This is a genomic window from Microbacterium sp. MYb66, assembly GCF_002979435.1.
Classification (GTDB): Bacteria; Actinomycetota; Actinomycetes; order Actinomycetales; family Microbacteriaceae; genus Microbacterium.
The window spans coordinates 243,898-264,855 of record NZ_PCOV01000002.1 but is presented as its reverse complement, the minus strand read 5'-3'; the positions used below and the strand labels follow the sequence as shown (position 1 = coordinate 264,855).

General features: G+C 68.5%; 19 protein-coding genes. 9 read left to right on the top strand and 10 right to left on the bottom strand.

Features of this window, described 5'->3' with window-relative positions:
- Positions 1-79: 79 nt before the first annotated feature.
- The 5 genes from CQ045_RS05085 to CQ045_RS05065 all read right to left on the bottom strand — a co-directional run bounded on the left by CQ045_RS05085 (position 80) and on the right by CQ045_RS05065 (position 4,606).
- Entirely contained in the window at positions 80-472 is a 393-nt protein-coding gene (locus CQ045_RS05085; protein WP_146115187.1) for a hypothetical protein, read from the bottom strand.
- Between the two features lie 33 nt (positions 473-505).
- On the bottom strand, positions 506-991 hold the full coding sequence (locus tag CQ045_RS05080; protein ID WP_146115186.1) for a hypothetical protein: 486 nt from the start codon (positions 989-991) through the stop codon (positions 506-508).
- A 212-nt stretch (positions 992-1,203) separates the two neighbouring features.
- Positions 1,204-2,328: a hypothetical protein gene (locus tag CQ045_RS18615; protein ID WP_146115185.1), complete on the bottom strand. Its 1,125-nt coding sequence runs from the start codon at positions 2,326-2,328 to the stop codon at positions 1,204-1,206.
- Between the two features lie 331 nt (positions 2,329-2,659).
- Positions 2,660-2,974, bottom strand: coding sequence for a hypothetical protein (locus tag CQ045_RS05070; protein ID WP_181156446.1), 315 nt, complete (start codon positions 2,972-2,974; stop codon positions 2,660-2,662).
- Positions 2,975-3,421: 447 nt separating this feature from the next.
- On the bottom strand, positions 3,422-4,606 hold the full coding sequence (locus CQ045_RS05065; protein WP_105721596.1) for an ATP-binding protein: 1,185 nt from the start codon (positions 4,604-4,606) through the stop codon (positions 3,422-3,424).
- Positions 4,607-4,880: 274 nt separating this feature from the next.
- On the opposite strand from CQ045_RS05065, the gene CQ045_RS05060 reads away from it, so the two are divergent.
- The 5 genes from CQ045_RS05060 to ccsB all read left to right on the top strand — a co-directional run bounded on the left by CQ045_RS05060 (position 4,881) and on the right by ccsB (position 9,488).
- A complete protein-coding gene (locus CQ045_RS05060) occupies positions 4,881-5,192 on the top strand; it encodes a MerR family DNA-binding protein (RefSeq protein WP_308737004.1) in 312 nt (103 codons plus the stop codon).
- Between the two features lie 63 nt (positions 5,193-5,255).
- On the top strand, positions 5,256-5,906 hold the full coding sequence (locus CQ045_RS05055; protein WP_105721595.1) for a TlpA disulfide reductase family protein: 651 nt from the start codon (positions 5,256-5,258) through the stop codon (positions 5,904-5,906).
- 16 nt (positions 5,907-5,922) lie between these two features.
- Entirely contained in the window at positions 5,923-6,708 is a 786-nt protein-coding gene (locus CQ045_RS05050; protein ID WP_105721594.1) for a cytochrome c biogenesis CcdA family protein, read from the top strand.
- Between the two features lie 37 nt (positions 6,709-6,745).
- Positions 6,746-8,509: a cytochrome c biogenesis protein ResB gene (locus CQ045_RS05045; RefSeq protein ID WP_105722152.1), complete on the top strand. Its 1,764-nt coding sequence runs from the start codon at positions 6,746-6,748 to the stop codon at positions 8,507-8,509.
- Positions 8,510-8,513: 4 nt separating this feature from the next.
- Positions 8,514-9,488, top strand: coding sequence for a c-type cytochrome biogenesis protein CcsB (gene ccsB, locus CQ045_RS05040; protein ID WP_105721593.1), 975 nt, complete (start codon positions 8,514-8,516; stop codon positions 9,486-9,488).
- A 37-nt stretch (positions 9,489-9,525) separates the two neighbouring features.
- On the opposite strand, the gene CQ045_RS05035 is transcribed toward ccsB, so the two are convergent.
- The 3 genes from CQ045_RS05035 to CQ045_RS05025 form a co-directional block, all read right to left on the bottom strand.
- On the bottom strand, positions 9,526-10,116 hold the full coding sequence (locus CQ045_RS05035) for a 2'-5' RNA ligase family protein (RefSeq protein WP_258130955.1): 591 nt from the start codon (positions 10,114-10,116) through the stop codon (positions 9,526-9,528).
- A 148-nt stretch (positions 10,117-10,264) separates the two neighbouring features.
- Positions 10,265-12,238 carry a YhgE/Pip domain-containing protein gene (locus CQ045_RS05030; RefSeq protein WP_105721591.1) on the bottom strand — a complete coding sequence of 658 codons (1,974 nt, stop codon included), beginning with the start codon at positions 12,236-12,238 and terminating at the stop codon, positions 10,265-10,267.
- Positions 12,235-15,042 carry an efflux RND transporter permease subunit gene (locus CQ045_RS05025; RefSeq protein ID WP_105721590.1) on the bottom strand — a complete coding sequence of 936 codons (2,808 nt, stop codon included), beginning with the start codon at positions 15,040-15,042 and terminating at the stop codon, positions 12,235-12,237. The genes CQ045_RS05030 and CQ045_RS05025 overlap by 4 nt, the downstream gene beginning before the upstream one ends.
- A gap of 132 nt (positions 15,043-15,174) precedes the next feature.
- On the opposite strand from CQ045_RS05025, the gene CQ045_RS05020 reads away from it, so the two are divergent.
- On the top strand, positions 15,175-15,798 hold the full coding sequence (locus CQ045_RS05020; protein WP_105721589.1) for a TetR/AcrR family transcriptional regulator: 624 nt from the start codon (positions 15,175-15,177) through the stop codon (positions 15,796-15,798).
- On the opposite strand, the gene CQ045_RS05015 is transcribed toward CQ045_RS05020, so the two are convergent.
- Positions 15,785-17,203, bottom strand: coding sequence for an MFS transporter (locus CQ045_RS05015; RefSeq protein WP_105721588.1), 1,419 nt, complete (start codon positions 17,201-17,203; stop codon positions 15,785-15,787). The two genes, CQ045_RS05020 and CQ045_RS05015, sit on opposite strands and share 14 nt — an antisense overlap.
- A 77-nt stretch (positions 17,204-17,280) precedes the next feature.
- On the opposite strand from CQ045_RS05015, the gene CQ045_RS05010 reads away from it, so the two are divergent.
- From CQ045_RS05010 to CQ045_RS05000, 3 genes are read left to right on the top strand one after another with little or no spacing between them, the layout of a single operon-like run.
- A complete protein-coding gene (locus CQ045_RS05010; protein WP_105721587.1) occupies positions 17,281-17,901 on the top strand; it encodes a helix-turn-helix domain-containing protein in 621 nt (206 codons plus the stop codon).
- Positions 17,902-17,952: 51 nt separating this feature from the next.
- Positions 17,953-18,708: a TetR/AcrR family transcriptional regulator gene (locus CQ045_RS05005; protein WP_105721586.1), complete on the top strand. Its 756-nt coding sequence runs from the start codon at positions 17,953-17,955 to the stop codon at positions 18,706-18,708.
- Positions 18,705-19,955: an MFS transporter gene (locus CQ045_RS05000; protein WP_105721585.1), complete on the top strand. Its 1,251-nt coding sequence runs from the start codon at positions 18,705-18,707 to the stop codon at positions 19,953-19,955. The genes CQ045_RS05005 and CQ045_RS05000 overlap by 4 nt, the downstream gene beginning before the upstream one ends.
- 9 nt (positions 19,956-19,964) lie before the next feature.
- Here CQ045_RS05000 and CQ045_RS04995 read toward each other — a convergent pair whose 3' ends face one another.
- Positions 19,965-20,954, bottom strand: coding sequence for an o-succinylbenzoate synthase (locus CQ045_RS04995; RefSeq protein ID WP_105721584.1), 990 nt, complete (start codon positions 20,952-20,954; stop codon positions 19,965-19,967).
- Positions 20,955-20,958: the final 4 nt, after the last annotated feature.

Below are 20,958 nucleotides of genomic sequence, written 5' to 3'. Positions count from 1 at the left end.
GTGGTCCAGGCACTGTCGACGTTCACCCGCGGTGAGCTCCGGACCGCGCCGCTCCCATTCTCAGTGCCGACTGTGTCAGTCAGATGTGCTGATGCATCCAGTCTGTGACCACCTTGCTGATCTTCCGTGTAGCCCAGCCTCGTGTCAGTGTGACGACGAGGATCTTGTCGTTGCTGTCCACGTGCTGCTGCAGCGCGTCTCGGATCTCCGCAGCCGACTTGGAGGTCTTGACGAGCCAGACACTCTCCAGTGGTTTCGCCCGTGTCCCGTATGTCTTCATGATGTGGTCCGTCACCGCCTCGTAGTCACGGTGCGGACCAACGAGGTCGTACGAGATCAGATAGACAGCCACAGTGCCCCCAGTGTTCATTGCCATGAGTGTGCCATCCTCGCCGGGCTCTGATGTGATTCGACACGAGACGACTTCATCGCCAGTCCTGAACGGTCTTCCCCCGCGGGCAAGGTCAACCATCTCGGGTAGAGCACGCTCCGCAACGACAGACGCTCAGCTCAGCGCCCACCAGCGCTTGCGATGCGGGTTGAACACGAGAGGATCTTCAATCGCGCGGCGCCGACGAATATGGCCACGCTCCACACTGTCGTGCATGTCGAGCTCGAAGCGATGCTGGTTTCGTAGCAGGGCGATCTCCCGCACGGCGATGTGAACACGCAGGTTGCGGCCGCCAACCAAGATCCATACGACCATCAGGACGAAGAGTGCGGACAGGATCCCTGCGAATACCGCAAAAGGCTGCGTGAGGTCGGAATTACCGGTCGCAAGGAATGTGAACGCCAACGACGCTACGGCGATGACGACTGCGACTCCCACGGGAACAATAAGCCCCGCGAATGACTCCCACGATCCCGCAGCCCCCGATGATACGGCGACCTCCCTCTCGCTATCCCGTAGACGCTCGCCGTTCGCGTCGAGATGACGGCTCACCTTCATCAGGAACCGCCGGTGCCGAATTCTCGGTTTCTTTGGGGACATACGGATCACTCTGCCTCATTCGCTGACCTCGACCACGACGCCCCTTGAGCCTTCGTGCGGTATCGCACCCTCGCGTCGTCAACTAGTCCCACATCGTCAACCCAATCCCCGCAGCAGCGCTCAAACGGTGGTTCGCCGACGACGATAGGAAGGTCCTGCTTGATGCCGCCGACTCGGAGAAGTCTTCCGACTCGACCTGTCGGCGTCCGATGTCAGCCCGAATGGCGCGGAATCGCCACGGGCACCAGGTCGAGTGTGACGATCTGCTGAGCATCGTGCTGTGCGCGCAGCAGGTACGCGTCACGGCCAGCAACGCCGACGTCCGACACGAACCGTGCGTGTGCTCGGATGACAGCTCGGGCCTTGTCGATGATGGCGGTGATGTCGGCGGCATCCCGGATGAAGAGGATCATCGCGACGCGTGTGGCGCGCCATACGGTGTACCCGTCGAGGAGTTGAGTGAGGCCCTCGTCGAACTTTTTCTGACCTTTCCAGATCTTGCATTCGCCGATGAAGGCTTCGCGTCCCTGCCAACGGAGGAGGATGTCGGTCTTCCCGCTGCCGAGGAAGCTCTCGCCGGTGACGAGGCCGTTCCAGTTGGCGTTGAGTAGGAAGAGCAGCACGTCTCGGATGGTCTCCTCGTCCTCGTCTACCAGTCTGTTCGCCGTCGTCGGAGTTCGCTCCAGTGCATCGGAGAACGACCTGATCAGGCCGACGAGGTCGTCCGCGATGCTCTCAGCGAGGGCGGCCCCGTTCCCGGGGACAGCGCCTCGGTCCACGTCCGCGAGGGTGAGCCGCTTTGGAACCATCGGGATGCTCACGCGCTCACGCTCCTCAACACGTCCCAGCGGTACGTTAGCGGCAGCCGCAGCGCCTCGCATCACTGTATGAAGGTGGTGACGGTGTCCGAGGATTCCGTCGACGGTCCGGTATAGGAGGGTGCGTTGCTCAGCCAGGACGGCGTTCGCCTCCGCGACAGCGTCCGTCAACCGTCGCAGCCATGTGTCGTTGAGTTCGCGCAGCGATCTTGTCAACGCCTCCGGATCATCGCCGGCGTCGTCTTTCAGCGTCACCCGAAGAGTGAGCGTAGAGTCGTTGCCGCTGCTGACGGAAGCGTGCGGCGGGTTGGAGGGGGCGTCATGGAGCGCGCCGATAGCCCCCTGACAGTCGATGGCCAGTTCGTACTCGGTGGGCGAGGGGACAAGGTCCGCACGCGGAGGCACAGTCCTCATGTGCAGCGTGTCAAGGAGCAGAGTGATGGGCGGTGCTGCGTACTCCTCCACGACAACCCCCACCGCCTGCTCGCGCGTCAGATGCTCGACCAGTTCGATGGGCACCTGAGCGCTGACCTGTCGAGCGTGCTTCAGACGAGACCCGTAGTCAGTCGTGGACGGTGACATCGGATTGCGGGAGGCGTAGGGCAGCACACGTTGATCTTCGCACGCGTCGTCGATGATCTTGGGTGCTGCTGGCGGTCCGCGCACGGGAACGTCCGGGCTGTCGGGTTTAGGGCTCTCGGAAGGTCTATGCGCGCGCCCTTCCGCCGACCAGACCGGTGCGCCGCATCACACCGTGCACGTTGACTGAGCTCGCGCGGGCTGATAGTTGTTCCACCCTCGACAGCGCGGTCGAGGGTGAGCGTGGATCCCGCCACGGTGTCCGTCCCTTTCAAGGGGGGCTTCCCTGAACGCACATCAACGTCGAGTCCACCGAGTTGATACCTGCCGTCGCCGAGCCCGGGGCAGACATCGCATCTGTCACGAGCGCGACGCGGCCAGGCGCCGTCGCGCACAGGGTGCGGATCACGGTCGGATGAACGTGCGAACCGTCGGCGATGACTTCCAGGACGACATGGTCCCGATTCAACGCCGCGCCCGCGGGACCGGGGGCGCGGTGCTCGAGTCCGGGCATCGCGTTGAACGCGTGGGTGAGCAGGCTCGCGCCACGGTCGAACGCCTCTGCCGCGGCGACGCCAGCACGCATGCCCGAGACCTCGGCGCGGACTCGTCGGCACGATTCTCGCGAACCCAGGGCCCGGCATTGAGGTCGGTAGAGACCTTCTTCGAGGCGTAGTCGGGAGTGGAGACGCAGCTCTCCTATCTCAGGGTCGTCTCACGCATGCGCGCGACATGACATGACCAGCGATAGGGCAGGGGCGGCCGTCGGGTGCGGAACACCGGGCTCAGAGTGAGGACGGAGTCGCGAAAGCGCGACGTTGGGGTGGGGCAGCGTTGTAAAGGCGGGGAGCTACCGTTCAGAACCGGCTTGCTCCCCGCCTGCTACGCCACGTCAAACCCTTTAGCCCGCGTAGCGACGGAGCACTAAGGGTCATCTGCCTCACCCATTGGGATCGCGCACGATTCCGTGACACCTCGCGCGAAGGTGGGTCAAGCATAGCGTCCCAGCCGGATTCGAAGGCAAGAGCAGAATCTACACATTCTCCGCAGCGCGACGGCGCACGTGCCCGGTCAGCCCAGGCGTGGTGAACGCGATTCGACCAGGTCCCGATCTAAGGATCACGCTCTTACTCTCTAGCGAATCGCAAGCAGCGCTGAACTGCGAGAGCTCCAGGCCTGATTCGCCGAGGAGACCATCGACGGGGTACTCGTCGTCGTCGCCAGCCGCAGCCATCGCGCGGAGTACCGCACGTTCCGCCGCATCTGCGCGATCCCAGCTGGAGCGGAAATACCCCTGGTCGAGTTGTCTTTGAGCCTTCTCGAGAGCTTGGCGTGCGACCGTCAGGTCAATCGTCCGAGTCGGGGTGAGGTCCCACGATTCCTGAGCGAAAAGTTGCAAGAAGTACGGATACCCCTTGGCGGCGCTGGTCAGGATATCGAGGGCGTCGTCGTCAATTATCAGACCGTGGGTGCTGAGGGGGTTACGTATCGCGGCGCGCGAGGCCTCCGCGTCCAACGCTCCGATGTGACGGTAGTCGAAAAGCCGTTCGGCGTAGCTTCGCGCGCCGGCAAGGCGTCCAGGGAGCGTCGGCAGGCCGGCGCCAACCACGTAGAAAGGAATGTCCTTCTGGCCGGCGCGGTTCTGCACGGTGATAAGCGCGGAGAGCAGTTCGTCATCGACGTCTTGCATCTCGTCGATGAACACTCCGACAGCTGAGTGGGACTCACGCAGCGCGTCCGCAAAGTCTTCGATGAGTTCTTCAAGGTCAACTTCAAGCACCCCGGACGACGCTCGCCCGGTGGCGGGCTCACGGGCAGTCTCGATGGAGACGACCCCCAGGGACAAGGAGAAGCCGGTCAGGGTGCCGAGCGCGCGCTTCACGGCTTCCGTGTAGCTCTTGCCGTTCTTGAACTTCTCGGCGGCCTCGTGGAGCTTGCGGCCGAGGCGCTGACGGATGGCCGCAGGTCCGGCATCCGAGGTCTGCGCTTCGACATCGATGCAGAGCCAGCCTGCGCCTTCGGCTTGCGCTCTCATGGCGTTGAGCAGAACCGTCTTTCCGACGCCGCGATAGCCGTGCAGCACGATGCTTGCTCCGCGGTTTCGTCCGCGTGACCGCGCCACCAATAGGTCGAATGCGTCGACCACTTCGGCTCGGCCCGCGAGCAGTGGCGGAGTTCGTCCCGATCCCGGTGTGAACGGGTTGAGTTCAGGGTGCATGGGCTCAGCGTACGGGCAGGCTGGGACAGTGGGGCTGGTGAAGTCAGCGAATGCGAGTGACGACCCCCGAATCTCGGCAGCTCGGCTCCTCAGAGCGAGAACGTAGTCCAGCCCTCCGGCGCCGAGAATCGGCGAACGGTCGTATTGAGGCTGTCGAGCCAGACGCAGTCCACATCTGCCGGAAGTGCGAAACTCCCGTCGGTGAGGTCCCAGAGGTGCGCGGAGCCGAGGCGTGCGCGTGTGCCGGCGGGCGTTGTGAACAGATACAGGTGTCGTGAGGAGGCTCGGAGGGCGCTCGCCCCTTCGGCGAGCTTGCGCCTCTTGCGTGTTAGCGGCTCGCTCTCGAAGTACTCAGCGCAGCAAGGCGGCGGGCATGAGCCTCGACCAGATCGGGGTGCTGCTGGACGACGGCAGCGCCGGGCGCCACCAGGTGCTCCAGCAGCATCTGGACGACCTGGATCGGCGCATGGAGGAGATGCGCCGCTCCCGCGAGATGACCGAGCACGCGATGGGCTGCCGTGCCCATGACATCGCCACCTGCCCGCGGTTCCGGGCCGGTGTCGACGACGTCCTGGCACGGTTCTGACCGAGGTCTCGAGCCGCCCCACATCCACCTCGCGCATAGGATCCTCTGCGTAAACTCGGAGTCGTGCCACGCGATTCGACGGTTCGTCAGATCCGCAGCGGCCGCTCCTCCCGCACCCGGCCCTCGCGCCGTGCGGTCGGTGCCGCGCTCGCTGCGGTACTCGCCATCGGTCTGAGCGCCTGCGCTCCCGATCCGGTCAGCGAATCGTTCCTGAACGGGGAGAACACCGGCTACGTCGCGGCCGACGGCGCGATCGTCGAGGTCCCCGTCGCCGAGCGAGGTGAGCCCGTCGAGTTCGGCGGAGTCACCGAGTCGGGCGACAAGTTCGACAGCGACGACATCGCCGGCAAGGTCACCGTCGTCAACTTCTGGTACGCCGGCTGCGCGCCGTGTCGTCTGGAAGCCGCCGACCTCGAGGCCGTGTGGCAGGACTTCGGCGACGAGGACGTCGCTTTCATCGGCATCAACACCCGCGACCAGGCCGACACTGCGAGTGCCTTCGCCGACGAGTACGACATCACGTACCCGAGCCTGATCGACGTCGACACCGCCGAGGCGAAGCTCGCGTTCGCGAAGGAAGCGCCGATCGCCGCGACCCCGACCACGCTCGTGCTCGACAAGCAGGGACGAGTCGCCGCACGCATCATCGGGCCGATCGACGGGAAGTCGATTCTCTCCACGCTCGTCAAGGACGCGCTCGCGGAGGACTCGTGAACACCTCGGGAGCGTTGTGAATCCCGAAGCGATCATCGGCTCCGGGGCCCTCTGGATCGCGATCCCGGTCGCGATGCTCGCGGGACTCGTCTCGTTCCTCTCCCCGTGCGTGCTTCCCCTCGTGCCCGGATACCTCGGCTTCCTCGGAGGTGCGGTCGCGCCGCGGTCCACGACGACGACCGGTGCCGACGGACGGACGACGACGCAGACCACGGAGCCGGCCACCCGCGGGCGCCTCGTGCTGGGCGTGCTGCTGTTCATCCTCGGCTTCACGGTCGTCTTCGTCCTGTACACCGTGCTCGGCGGCACAGCGGGTGTCTTCCTGCTGCAGTGGGGCGATCTGATCACCCGCATCCTCGGGCTCGTCATCATCGCGATGGGGCTGGTGTTCCTGGGACTCTTCGGCTTCGCGCAGAAGGAGTTCCGCTTCCACGTCGATTCCAAGGCGGGCATCGTCGGAGCGCCGCTGCTCGGCGTCGCGCTCGGCATCGGCTGGGCGCCCTGCATGGGTCCGACGCTCGCCGCGATCATCGCCCTCTCCTTCAACGCCGGCGATCCCGCTCGCGCAGGATTCCTGGGGCTGGCATACTCCCTCGGCCTCGGCATCCCGTTCCTGCTCGTGGCCCTCGGCTTCGGCTGGGCGACGAAGGCGATCGGCTTCCTCCGCCGCCACATCCGCATCGTGAACATCGTGGGCGGCGTGATGCTGATCCTGCTCGGCATCCTGATGGTCACCGGCCTCTGGACCGACATCATGTCCCGGCTGACGGCGGTGATCGGCAGTGTCATCCTCCCGCTCTGACAGCTCTGAGAAGACCAAGACGAAGAACAAGGGTGCCGTGAACAGCGACTCCAGCGATCCGCTCCGCCCGTCCGACCATGTCGACGGCGACGACTCGATCACCCAGCCACGACTCGGCTTCGTCGGCTGGCTGCGGTGGGGGTGGCGGCAGCTGACCTCGATGCGCACGGCGCTGGTGCTCCTGCTCGTGCTCGCGATCGCGGCGATCCCGGGTTCGATCTTCCCGCAGCGGATGGCCGACCCGAACGGGGTCACCCAGTGGCAGCGCGAGAACCCCGACCTCTTCCCGGTGCTCGACGCGCTGAAGATGTTCGACGTGTACCTCTCGCCGTGGTTCTCGGCGATCTATCTGCTGCTCTTCGCCTCCCTCGTCGGCTGCGTGATCCCGCGCATCAAGCACCACGCCAAGGCTCTGCGCGCCCGCCCGCCGCGCACCCCTGCTCGACTCCAGCGGCTCGAGGACTACCGCGCGGTGACGCGCGATGCGGCGGCCGAGTCCGGCACCAGGACGGGTGATGCCGAGACCGAGGCGGCCGCGTCGATCGATGTCGCGACGAAGCAGCTCAAGGCGCTGGGATACCGGGTCGAGCGCTACGACCGCGGTCACACCTACTCGGTGTCGGCGGAGCGCGGCTACTGGCGCGAGACCGGCAACCTGCTGTTCCACCTCGCACTCGTCGGCGTGCTGGTCACGGTCGGCGTGGGTGGCGGCTTCTCGTACACCGGTCAGCGCGTGCTGGTCGAGGGAGAGACCTTCGCGAACACGCTCCTCGACTACGACTCGATGAATCGCGGCCGGTTCGTCGGCGACGATGCCTTCGCCCCCTACTCGATGCGCCTGGACTCGTTCGATGTGACCTACCAGCCGTTCGGCGAGCCGGGCTCCGGTCAGGCGGGCGACTTCTCCGCCAACGTCACCGTGAAGGAGGACGGCGAGGAGCGCACCGGATCCGTCAAGGTCAACGAGCCGCTCGGGGTCGCCGACGACGACGTGTTCCTGCTCGGAAACGGCTACGCGCCGACCGTGACGGTGCGCGATCCCGATGGCGACGTGGTCTTCACCAACAGCACGCCCTTCCTGCCGCAGGACAACAACATGACTTCGCTCGGTGTCCTCAAGGTGCCGGACGGGCTGGCCGAGCAGGTCGGCCTGGTCGGATTCTTCTACCCGACGACGGGTGTGCTCGACACCGGGGCGTTCTTCTCCGCCTACGGCGATCTCACCAACCCGACGCTCACACTCGACGTGTACACCGGCGACCTCGGGATCAACGAGGGGGTGCCGCGCTCGGTCTACGTGCTCGACACGACCGGGATGACCAAGCTCACCGGCCGCAGCACCGACGTCGAGTCGATCGAGCTCGTCCCCGGCCAGACGGCTCAGCTGCCGAACGGCCTCGGCTCCGTGACCTTCGATGACGAGTCCCCGGCGGGGGCGACGGATGCCTCGAAGTCGGTCAAGCGGTTCGCGTCGCTGCAGATCCATCGCGACGAATCCGGGGTGTGGGTGTTGGGCTTCGCGCTGCTGGCGCTGGGCGGACTCATGATCGCCCTGTTCGTGCCGCGCCGACGCGTCTGGGTCAAGGCCACGGCGCACGACAGCGCGGTCTCGCTGGAGTATGCCGCGCTCGCCCGTGGCGAGGACCCCACCCTCGCGGCCGCCGTGGAGGACCTCGTCGCCGGTCACGCCCGGCTGCTCGACGCAGCGGGCGGCACGACCGCGCGTCCCACCGCCGAAGACACCGCCGACGAGTCCGCAGAGTCGGACGCCCCGGCACCCGACACCCGGAAAGTAGACTGACACCATGCTCGAGCTCAACGTGATCTCGCCGGTCCTGCTCTGGACGGCGATCGCGATCTACGCGGCGGCCTTCGTGGCCTACGCCTTCGATCTCGCGCGGCGCTCGCAGGCCACGGCTGATGCGCAGACGGTCCGGGAGTCCGTGCTCGTCGGGGCGGGCGGCGCACCGGCATCCGCGTCTTCGAGTGCCTCCGGAACCGCGGCCGCTCCGCAGCGGTTCATCATGGCGCGGATCGGCACCTCGCTGACGGTGCTCGGGTTCCTCTTCCACCTCGCGGCCGCGGTCACCCGTGGCATCGCGGCGGGACGAGTGCCGTGGGCCAACCTCTACGAGTTCGCGATGATGGGCACGCTGCTCATCGTCGCGGTGTTCCTCGTGGTGCTCACCCGTATCGACCTGCGCTTCCTCGGCACCTTCATCACCGGGCTCGTGGTCGTGCTGCTCGGCCTGGGCGCCACGAACTTCTACGTCGAGGTCTCTCCGCTGATGGACCCGCTCAAGAGCGTGTGGCTCGTCATCCACGTGTTCGTCGCCTCGTTGGCGACGGCGTTCTTCGCGCTCGCGTTCGCCCTCTCGGTGATCCAGCTCATGCAGTCGCGCCGCGAGCGTCTCGTCGGCGAAGGCGCGGCGAAGACCGGTCCTGGCTTCCTCCGCACCTTCCCGACCTCCGTGCGCCTGGAGAGCCTGGCGTACATGTTCACGATCATCGGCTTCATCCTCTGGACCTTCACGCTCATCGCGGGGTCCATCTGGGCGTACTACGCCTGGAGCCGCTTCTGGGGCTTCGACGTCAAGGAGACCTGGACCTTCGTGATCTGGGTCATCTACGCCGGATACATCCACGCCCGCGCGACCCGCGGCTGGCGCGGCAACCCCTCGGCATGGCTGGCGATCGTCGGCTTCTCCGCCGTGATCTTCAACTTCACGATCGTGAACGTCTTCTTCAAGGGTCTGCACGCCTACTCCGGCTTGAGCTGAGCTGAGCTGAGCTGAGCTGAGCGGCGGCGCCGAAGGGTCAGCCTCGAAGCGGCAGGACCTCGGCGTGCTCGATGCCGTCCTGGTACCAGACCAGCTCGGCTTCGGTGATGATCTCTGCAGGCTCCGGCTCGAGGGCGCGGACCTCCGCATCCGAGAAACGCGACCACACCGCCGCGTCGAGCGTCTTGCCGTAGAGCACCGACAGGTGGAACGTCCAGTCGGTCAAAGGCAGTTCGCCGAGACGGCGGAAGTCCGTGGCATCCAGCGCGGTGGTCAGGGTCGAATACGCCGACACGAGCGAGGCGCTGCGCGCGAGGCGCACGATCAGGATCTGCCAGGGCGCGGGGAACTCGTCCACGGCCTCCGCGATGACCTCGATCGGAGACTGCCGTGCTGCCCAGGAGCGGATCAGCTCGGCGAGCTCCTCGCGCCGCTCGGGCTCGGAGAACCCCCGGAGCGTGACGTGCCCGGTGTGAGGACGCCGTGCCGGGATGCCGAGGTGTGCGAGCGCGGCGTCCTGGACGTCCCGATAGACCTCGCCGACCGCCGCGGTGGGCCGGAGCACGAGGTACTGCTGGCCCTCCAGGCTCGCGAGCTGGTCGGGGGTGGCCATGAACGGTCGGCGCATGCCGAGAGCTTAGGTCCCGGCGCGGTGGGGCGAAAACGGAGACGGACACACGAACGGCCCGACGCGTCATACTTCGGCGCGTCGGGCCGGGAGCAGATGGTCTCCGTTCTGGCAGGGGTGCAGGGGTGCGCGGGTGCGCGGAACTCGGTCAGGCCGTGGCGAGGACCGCCTTGGCCGACGTCGTCCGTCGCAGGGTGACGGCGAGGGTGGTGGCCACGAGTGACAGCACACCCCACACCACGAGGGCCGCCACCGCGGAACCGCTCGCCGTGATCAATCCCGCGAAGGCCGGGGCGGTCGGCAGCGCGGCACCGACGCCCGCGAGCCAGCCAGGCACGGTCGAGATCAACCCGGTGGCGACGGCGAGCACCCCGAAGAGGGCGGAGAGCCAGCGCCCGACGCCGCCGAACAGGGCGACGAGAGCCTGGTTCACGGCGGCGAACACCACACCCGCGAGCACGGCGGTGCCGGCGAACGCCCACCAGGCGGCGGCGTCGTAGCCGGCGACGATCTGCACGATCAGCGAGACCAGCAGGCCCTGTCCGGCGCCGATCAGAGCGGCGGGTGCGAACGCGCGCAGCGTCAGGGCGGCCGACGACCGTCGGGAGGTGAGGGTGCGCGCCGTGTGCGCGCGCATCACGATGAACGAGGCGAGTCCGCCGAACCACAGCACGACGGCCGCGAGCAGCGGGATGGCGGTCGGCCCGAAGATCGTGTCCATCGAGGAGTTCGACGACACCGGGTCGGCGATCACCGAGGCGAGCGAGGTCGACTCGCTGTCGCTGAACGACGGGAGGGATTCGGATGCCGTCCGCAGCCCGCCTGCGAGATCTCCGGTGCCGGTCGCGAGGGTGTCGAGCCCGGTCGCGAGCTCGGTGGTGCCGTCCGCGAGAGCGGTCGCGCCGTCGGAGAGCTGAGTCGCGCCCGATGCGATGCCCCGTGCACCCGTGGCGGACGCGCCGATGCCCTGGTCAGCGAGCTGGGTGAGCCCGCCCGCGAGCTGCGTGGCGCCGGCCCCGGCCTGGGACATGCTCGAGGCCAGAGTGCTGAAGGTGCCCGGAAGGGCGGCGATGCCGCCCGCCACCTTGGGGTCGTTGAGCACACCCGACGCGGTTCCCGCGTCTTCGGCCACGGCACCCGCGTCAGCCGCGAGAGATGTGTACAGGTCGCATTGCGCCTGGTCCGCCACCGGAGGTGCGCAGGCTGTCTCCGCCAGCCCGCCGAGCCGCCCCGCCAGAGCAGCGGAGCCGTCTGCGGCCGACCTGGCCGACGCCGAAGCGCCCTGGACCGCGCCGACGAGCTGCTGGGTGCCGCCGATGTTCTGCTGCAGCTGCGCGCCGCCATCGGTCAGCCCCGCGCCGATCGCCCCCGCACCGGCCGCGGCCTCCCGGGTCTTGCCCGCGATCGTGTCGAGCCCGGTCGCCAGAGAAGACGCGCCCGTGCCCAGCTCGCCCGCGCCGGAGGCCAGCTTCGTGGCACCGTCGGGGATCGCGGCCGCTCCGGTGGCGGCATCCCGCGCGCCGGTCGCCAGCTTCACGGCACCCTCTGCGGCCTCGCCGATCTGGTCGCCGATCGTGGTGAAGCCGACCAGGATGTTCTCGGTCGTCGCCTCGGTGAGCATGGTGCCCATGGTCGAGGCCGCGACGTCGGCGATCTGCCCTGTGATGAGGTCGTCGGCGACGAGTCCGTCGTCCGGCGTGGTCACCGTGATGGTGGCCTGCTCGGCTGTGCCGCCCCCGTCGGAGATCGCCGTGCCGGCCGAGGTGGCTGCGGCCGAGAACTCTTCGGGGATCGTGATGACGGCCTGGTAGGAGCCGTCCGCGAGACCGTCGGCGGCGTCGTCCTCGTTGGAGATCACCCATGTGAGATTCGAGTCCAGCTCGTCCGATCCCTCGACGAGTCCGGCGGCGAGCTGGCGTCCGAGCGGAGTCACCTGTCCGTCGATCGTCACGGGCTCGTCGAGGTTGACGATGGCCGCGGTCATCGAATCCAGACGTTCCGTCGGGTTCTGCAGGGCCGCGACCAGGATGCCGCCGACCGCCGCCGGAAGCAGCAGCACGCCGAGGATGGTCAGCCACGTGATGGGCTTGCGGGAGCGCGCGCGCTCGATGGGGAGGGTCATGCGGTCACCTCGGTGGATTCTGCGGCGCTCCGGCGCGGAGCACGCGTGTCGAGAGTCTGTGCGTCGGGCCAACCGGCCTCCGCGAGGGTGGTCCGTGCCGCGTCGGCATCGGATGCGGTGGCGAAGACCGCGAGCGGGCGGGACGCCGCGGCATCCCGCAGCATCGCCGTCGCCTGGTCGCGTCGGCCGCCGGTCAGGCGGTCGAGCCCGTCGATCACGACGACCGTGGACTTCCCGCGCAGGGCTTCCGCGAGGTCGCCGAGGGCGGCATCCGCGTCGTCGACCAGCACGCAGCCGACATGCGACCGCACCCACGCCGCGCGGCCGGGGAGCAGGTGGCCCGCGACGCGGAGCCGGCCATCGGAGGGCGTCAGACGCCCCGCGACCGTGAGGGCGAGGGCTCGGCGCGTGCGCAGGTCGCCGCCGGTGGCGACGACCGCACCGCCGGTGGGGATGCGCATCGACAGGCCCTCGACGAGGGGCGCGTCCGCGCTGATCTCGAGGTCGTCGGCGGCCACGACCGACCCGTCGCCCGGCCACTCGGCGAGGTGACGCTCGCGCTCGACGGCCTCACCCTCGACGTCCACGCGGGGGAGGATCTTCTCCAGCCAGCGGGGCAGCTCCCAGGCGCGCTCGCCGAGGATCGCCATCAGTGCGGGGATCAGCGTCATCCGCACGAGGAAGGCGTCGAACGCGATGCCGGCGGCGAGGCCGAGTGCGATCGGCTTCAGCGACGAGTCGCCCTCCGGAACGAAGGCGACGAACACCGCGAACATGATGAGTCCGGCCGCGGTGACGACCTTCGCCGAGCCCGTGAAGCCGCTGCGCACGGCGCGAAGGGCTGCGGCCCGCCGGGTCGCGCGATTCGGGCTCGCTGCATCCTTGTCGTGCACGAAGTCCTCGCGCATGCGGGAGACGAGGAACACCTGGTAGTCCATTGCGAGACCGAACAGAACGCCCATCAGGATGATCGGCATGAAGCTGATGATGGGCCCGACCTTGGCGACGTGCAGCAGGTCGGCGAACCAGCCCCACTCGAACACCGCACCGACCACGCCGAAGGCGGCGACGATCGACAGCAGATATCCGACCGCGGCGGTGATCGGCACCCACAGCGAGCGGAACACGATGGTCAGCAGGATCAGCGAGAGGCCGATCACGAAGATGCCGAACGGCAGCAGCGCGTTGCCCAGCTGGTCGGAGATGTCGATGCCGACGGCGGTGAAGCCGGTGACCTTGAGGTCGATGCCGAACTCGTCGAGCCACTCGTCGTGGTGGCTGCGCAGTTCGCGCACGAGATCGGCGGTGGCCGGGTCGTCGGGAGCCGTCTCGGGGATGATCTGCACGATGCCGGTGTCGGCGGTCTCGTTCGGGGTCGCCAGGGCGACCTCCTTCACACCGGGCACCTTCGCCACCGCATCCCCGAGGTCCTCCATCAGGGTGAGCGGATCGGTGGACGTGACGATCGTGCCGGTGAGGATCATGGGGCCGTTGAAGCCGGGGCCGAACTGCTCGCCGACGAGGTCGTAATTCTGGCGGGCCTCGGAGTCCTTCGGCAGCACACCGGCGTTCGGCAGCGCGAGGTCGAGGCTCAGGGCGGGGACGGCGACGATCCCGAGTCCGAGCACGACGGCCAGCGACACCAGGACGGGGTGCTTCATGACCCCGCCGACCCAGCGGGCGCTTCCCTTCACCGGGGGTGTGACGTCCTTCGACGGCTCCGATTCATCCGACGATCCGGCGGCGCTCTTCGTGGTCTTCGGCGCCCTGACCTTCTTCGGACGCCCGACGACCTTGCCCTTCATGAACCCGAGCAGCGCCGGGGTGAGCGTGACGGCGATGGCGACGGCGACGGCGACGGCGGCGGATGCGGCGATGCCCATGGTGGTCAGGAAGGGGATGCCCGCGAAACCGAGGCCGATCAGCGCGATGAGCACCGTGACGCCGGCGAACACGACGGCGGATCCCGCGGTGCCGACGGCCCGGGAGGCGGATTCCTCGGGATCCACGCCCTCGCGCACCTGGTCCTGATGTCGCGCCATGATGAACAGCGCGTAGTCGATGCCGACCGCGAGCCCGAGCATGAGCGCCAGCAGCGGGGTGGTCGAGGAGACGGTCGCGAACGCGGTCGCGGTGAAGATGCCGGCCATCGAGATGCCGACGCCGAGGATCGCGGTGAGCAGGGGGAGTCCGGCCACCACGAACGAGCGGAACGTGACGATCAGCACGAGCAGGGCGATGAGCAGTCCGACCGCTTCGGTGAGCGTGACGCCGGGGATGGAGATCGCGAAGAGGTCGCCGCCGAGGGAGGTCTGCGATCCCGCGGGGAGCTCGGCGTCGAGGTCGCTCACGACCGAACGCAGCGCATCCTTCGTCTCGTCCGAGACGTCGGTGGACTCGCCGTCGAACTGCACGCGCACGATGGCGGCGGTGTCGTCGTCGTTGACCATGCCCTTGACCATCTCGTCGTACGGCGAGGTGGCGGCGAGCACGCCGTCGAGGTCGCTCAGCTCGTCGACCGCGCCCTCGATGTCGTCCCGGTACTCGTCATCCGTGATCTTGTCGCCATCGGCCGCGACCACGATGAACTGCGCGTTCGTGCCGCTCACCTGCGGGAACGAGCGCGAGAGCTGCTCCAGGCCGGCCTGCGATTCGGTGCCGGGGATGGAGAACGTGTTGTCGGTGCCCGCTCCCAGGACGAGCGCTCCGGCGCCCGCGATGCCGAGCGCGAGCAGCCAGGACACGAGAACCCGCCACGGGTGCCGGAAGGACCAGCGTCCGAGCGACGACAGGAGTGTGGACACGCGTTCCTCCGAGGGGTGCGGGGTGGATACACAGGTGTATCCGATACATAGATGTATCGTAAGGTGACCCGCCCGGCCAAGCCTGTGTGCGGGGTGTGAATCGTGCGAGAGTGAAGGGTCAGGAGGTCTTCGATGTCGATACCCGCAACCCGCAGTCGGGAGAACACGCGCGCGCGACTGCTCGAGGCCGCCGCGCAGGTCTTCGCCGAGGTCGGTCTCGACGGCGCCTCTGTCGAGGCGGTCTGCGAGCGAGCGGGGTTCACCCGCGGCGCGTTCTATTCGAACTTCGAGTCCAAGGACGAGCTGTTCCTCATGCTCGCCGCCAGCGTCTCCGAGGTGCGCGTGAACGCGGTGCGCACCCGTGTCGAGGAGTTGACCGCCGCCGGCGCTCTGGTCGAGGGATGCGATCCGATCGACCTCGTGCAGCAGATCATGGAGCTCGGGGGAGACGACCGCCTCGGCGTCATGCTGCTGAGCGAGATCCGCATCCGCGCTCTCCGTGATGCGAAGTTCGGCGAGGCGTACCTCGCGCAGGAGCGCGAGATGGTCTCGAGCATCGCTCAGATCGTCGACGACATCGTCACCGCCGGTCTGCTGCGGCTGCGCCTGCCGGCGGAGACCGCGGCGCGCATGCTCATGATCATCTGGGAGGGCATGACCGTGCGTGGCGCGATGGCCGGACAGGATGACGCGCAGCTGCGCCACTCCGGAGGCGAAGAGCTCGGGCGCCTGGTCCAGCTGCTCATCGAGCCGTAGGCGCCCGGGCGCCGGATCTGTCACGGGCTGCTGTGAGCGAGAGCAGCGCGGCGGCGACCAGGAGCGCGGCCGTCACGAGGAACGTCGTCCGCAGCGCTGAGACGAGCGCCTCCGTCGACGCGCCCGTGATGTCGGGTGCACCGGAGGCAGCGGCGAAGAGCGCGGCGAGCACGGATGCCCCTGTGACGAGACCGAGATTGCGCGAGAGGCCGAGCAGCCCGGAGGCCATGCCGCGGCGCTCGGCGGGTGTCGAGCTCAGGACCCCGGTGTTGTTGGCGGCGAGGAACAGCTGGTAACCGGGCGCCAGCAGCACGGTTCCCGTGATGTACCCGGGGAGTCCCCACCAGGCGGGCAGCAGGGCGAGAGCGAGTGCACCGCCGATCATGGCCACGAGTCCGGTCGTGGTCGCGAGTCGGGAGCCGAACCGATCGACCGCTCTGCCGGCCAGGACTCCGGTGCAGATCGAGGCCAGCGGTCCGGCGGCCATGGTGACGCCGATCGCCGCGGGAGCGAGGTGCAGCCCGTCCGCGAGGAAGAAGGGGCCGACTACCAGGGTGCTCATCATGACCGTGCCGACGATCAGGTTGAGGACCGCGCCGATCGAGATGCTGCGATTCCTGAGCAGGGCAGGAGGGAGGAGGGCATGGGAGGCGCGGGATTCCCGCAGCACGAAGAGGCCGGCCGTGACGACGGCGCCGCCGAGAAGCGGCAGGGTCGGCCAGGACTCGCCGGGGCCGGGCGCTGTCACGCCGAGGGTGTAGAGCGCGACGGCCGCCGTCAGCAGCAGGACGCCGCCGACGTCGAAGCTGCAACGAGGGGCACCGATGTCGACCGCGTCTCGATCCTTCCGGCCTGCCAACGCTGCGGCGAGCAGCCCGAGCGGCACCATGGCGGCGAAGATCGCGGGCCAGCCGGCCACAGTGATCAGAAGACCGCCGAGTGCGGGACCCGAGGCGGTTCCCACCGCCGCTGTCGTCCCGAGCAGGCCCATGACCCGTCCGAGGCGTTCGGGCGGGACCAGATCGCGGGCGCGTGCCAGGGGGAGGGCCATCATCACGGCCGCCCCGACACCCTGCAGGGCCCGAGCGCCGATCAGCACCCACAGCGTCGGCGCGATCGTGCAGAGGGCGGCGGCGGCGGTGAAGACGGCGATGCCCGTCCACAGGATGCGGCGCCGACCGAACAGGTCGCCGAGATGTCCGACCGTGAGGCTCGTCGCCGTCATCGCCAGCAGATAGGCGAGAGCCACCCACTGGGTCTGTGAGAACGTGCCGTCGAGCTCCTGGGCGATCGTGGGGAGCGCGACGTTGGCTGCGCTGGTCCCGAGCGACGCGACCAGAACGCTGAGCGCGAGTCCGGCCGTGCCCGAGCGGAGGAGGGGTGAGGTGGTGGGGGTCTCCGTCATGTCCTCAGCATCGGTTGAGGTGCGCTCGATCGGCAACTCACGTTGCTGAAACCGGGATACACGTGGTGTCATGAGGCATGGATGAAAACGACGCGGTCATCGACGCCACGCTGGAGCAGATGGGTCCGCGGCTGCAGGCATTGCGTGTTCGACGGGGGGAGACGCTCGCCGAGGTCGCGTCGGTCACGGGCATCTCGAAGAGCACGTTGTCGCGCCTTGAGACGGGGCAGCGACGCCCGAGCCTGGAGCTCCTCCTGCCGCTCGCGCGGATGTATCGGGTGTCGCTCGACGATCTCATCGGCGCGCCCGAGACCGGCGACCCCCGGGTGCGGCTGCGCCCGCGGCGCGTCAACGGCCGCACCGTGGTGGCGCTCACCCGCCAGCCGGGAGAGCGGCACGCGTGGAAGATCCTCGTGCCCCGTGATGCGTCGGAGCCGAAGCTCACGTCACACGAGGGGTCTTCGTGGATGTACGTGCTCACCGGGCGGATCAGGCTCATCGTGGGCGACCGGGACGTGGTGCTCGAGGCGGGCGAGGTCGCCGAGTTCGACACGCGGACGCCGCACTGGTTCGGCGCCGACGGGGAGAACGACGCGGAGATCCTCACGATCTTCGGCGCGGGCGGCGAGCATGGTTCGCGCGGCGCCGACCTCGCCACTCGCCATCTCGCGGAGGCGCTCGGAGGGTCTCCATCATGAGGATCTGCGAGGAGTCTTGATTATGAGAGTTAACTCTCATAACCTGGTGAGGTGACCCTAACTTCTCCGGACGGACGGCCTGTTCCTCGAAGGCGTCCCGGACGACCGCCGGCAGTGGATGCCGAGGCGATCGCGACCGCCGTGATCGGCGTGGGCTTTCACGATCTGACCTTCGCGTCCGTCGCCGAGAGGCTCGGAGTCGGGCAGGCGACGCTCTACCGGCACGCGAGCAACCGCGACGAACTCGTGCGCCTCGGCCTGGACCGTGTGCTGCGTACCGCGGAATGGCCGGATCTGGAAGGCGATTGGCGACCGCTGCTCGAACGCTGGGCGGTCGCCGCCTGGCGAGTATGGGAGCAGCACCCGGGGGCGGTGCTCGAGCTGACCGGTGGCGTGGTGCCCTGGTCGATCGTGATGCTCTCCGACACGGTGGGAGCTGCACTCGTCGAGCGCGGGTTCACCGCTCGCTCCGCCGTGCTCGCCGTCGACCTCGTGTTCGACCTCACGGCGGACAGCAGGCGCGGCGTCGAGATCCTCGACGCGCCCATGCTCGCGCAGGAGGGGAAGGTGCGCGAGGTTCTCGAGAAGCAGTGGCGCACCCCTTCTGCGGAGCGCGCGGACAGCGTCGCGGCACAGGTGCACGACGAGATGATCCTCGCCATCACGGCGGACCCGTTCGAGTGGTTCCACGGAAAGCTGCGGATCGTCCTGGCGGGGATCGCGCAGGAGCTGGCCGGTGATGGAGCCGACGGCCGGCGAGACGACCACGGCGATCGGACGACCACAACGAGAGGAACCTCCCGATGAGCAGCCCGGACACCGATTCCGTCCCCACGATCCACACCGCCCCACGCTCGCAGGTGTCCCTCCTGCTGGGAGCGGTGTTCCTCGCCTACCTCGCACAGATGACGCTCAATCCCATCATCGCGCCGCTCTCCCGCGAGGTCGGGCTCGCGGAGTGGCAGATCGGCGTCACCATCAGTGTCGCGGCGGTGATGATCGTGCTGACGAGCCAGTTCTGGGGGCGACGGTCGCAGTCGTGGGGGCGCAAGCCGGTCCTGGTCTTCGCCTTCACGCTCGCCGTCGTGACCATGGCGCTGTTCGCCCTCACCGCCTTCTGGGGCATGAACGGCATGATCAGCGGCACCGTCCTCTTCCTGATGTTCGTCCTGCTGCGCGGGATCGGTTTCGGGGCTGCGCTCGCCGCAGTGCCGCCGACCGCACAGGCCTACATCGCCGATGTGACCCCCGACGAGCAGGCCAGGGTGAAGGGTATGGCCGGAGTCGGCGCGGTGCAGGGGATCGCGATGATCGCCGGGTCCGTGGTCGGTGGCGTGCTCTCGGCGTTCGGCCTCATCACGCCGCTGATCGTCGTCCCGTTCCTGCTGTTGGCGGGGCTCGGCGTCGTGGCGTTCCGGCTGCGGCGGGAGACGCGTACCGAGCTGATCGAGAAGCCCGCACGGGTGCGCCCGTTCGACACGCGCGTGTGGCCCTTCCTGGTCGCCGGATTCGGGATGTTCACCGCGCTGGGTTTCATCCAGGTCATCACGGGCTTCATCGTGCAGGACCGCCTGGACCTCGCCGCCGCGCAGACCGGTCTGGTCACGGGAGGGGCGCTTCTCGCGGCGGGAGTCGGCATGGTCACGGCTCAGGCTGTGGTCGTCCCGAAGAGCGGCTGGACCCCGCCGACGCTGCTCCGCGTCGGCGGCCTCACGGCCCTGGTCGGCTTCGGCCTGCTCATCGTCGATCTCGGCGCCGTGGCGTTGTTCGCGGCGATCCTGATCATCGGCCTGGGGCTCGGCACGGCGATGCCCGGATACACCGCGGGTCCCACGCTGCTGGTCCGCCGTGATGAGCAGGGAGGCCTCGCCGGACTCGTCGGCGCCACCACGGGCCTCACCTTCGTGGTCGCGCCGACGCTCGGCACGACGCTCTACGGCGTGTGGCCGGCGCTGCCCATCATCATCGGCGCGGTGATCATGGCGCTGGTCACCCTGTTCGTCTGGGTGCATCCGCGCTTCCGACAGGTCGTCCCGGTCACGACGGAGCCGTGAGAGGTCGCCTCAGTGCGCCGCGGTCGACAGCTCATAGTGGCAGCGAGCGAGCCGTGCCACCCACCATTCACGGCGCTCATCTGAGGCCGCGAGACGGCTGAGCGCATCGGCGTCCGGCGTCACCCGGCCCACCGGGATCGAGCCGTCGACGGGACGCAGGTCCGCCAGGTCGTCGAGGAAGAGCGACGCGGTGCCGAGCCCGCAGTCGTAGTCCAGCGTCGGCAGCGCCGCCGCCAGAGCCGCGCCCTGCGACAGGCCGATGGCGGTGTCGAGTGCGCTCGAGACCACGACCGGCAGGCCCGCCGCCGTGACGATCTGCAGCGCGTGGGTGATGCCGCCCAGCGGCTGAGCCTTGATGACGAGGAGGTCGGCGGCACCGGCACCGGCGCGGGCGACGGCGAGCGGGTCGGAGGACTTGCGCACGCTCTCGTCGGCGGCGACCGGGATGCCCATGTACTTGACCCGCTTGCGCAGATCCGCGAGCTCCGGCACGGTCGCGCACGGCTGTTCCACGTATTCGAGGTCGTACTCGCCGAGGGCGTGGATGGCGTGCTCGGCCTCGTCGACGTTCCAGGCTCCGTTCGCGTCGACGCGGATGCGCCCCTCGGGGCCCATCACCTCGCGCACGGCGCGGACGCGCGCCACGTCGTCGGCGAGGGTCTGCCCCGGCTCGGCGACCTTGACCTTGGCCGTGCGGCATCCGGAGAACCTCGACAGCAGCTCGGGCACGTGCGCCGCCTCGATCGCCGGAACCGTCGCGTTCACGCCGATTCGGTCGCGCAGTGGCGCCGGCTGCTCGCGCCATGCGAAGTCGATCGCGGCGGCGAGCCAGGTCGCGGCCTCCGCGTCCTCGTACTCGGTGAACGGCGAGAACTCCGCCCATCCCTCCGGCCCCTCGAAGAGAAGAGCCTCCCGCACGTCGACGCCGCGGAAGCGACTGTGCATCGGAAGGGAGACGACCCTGGCCGAGTCGAGCAGGTCTGCGAGTGGCGGGATCATGTGC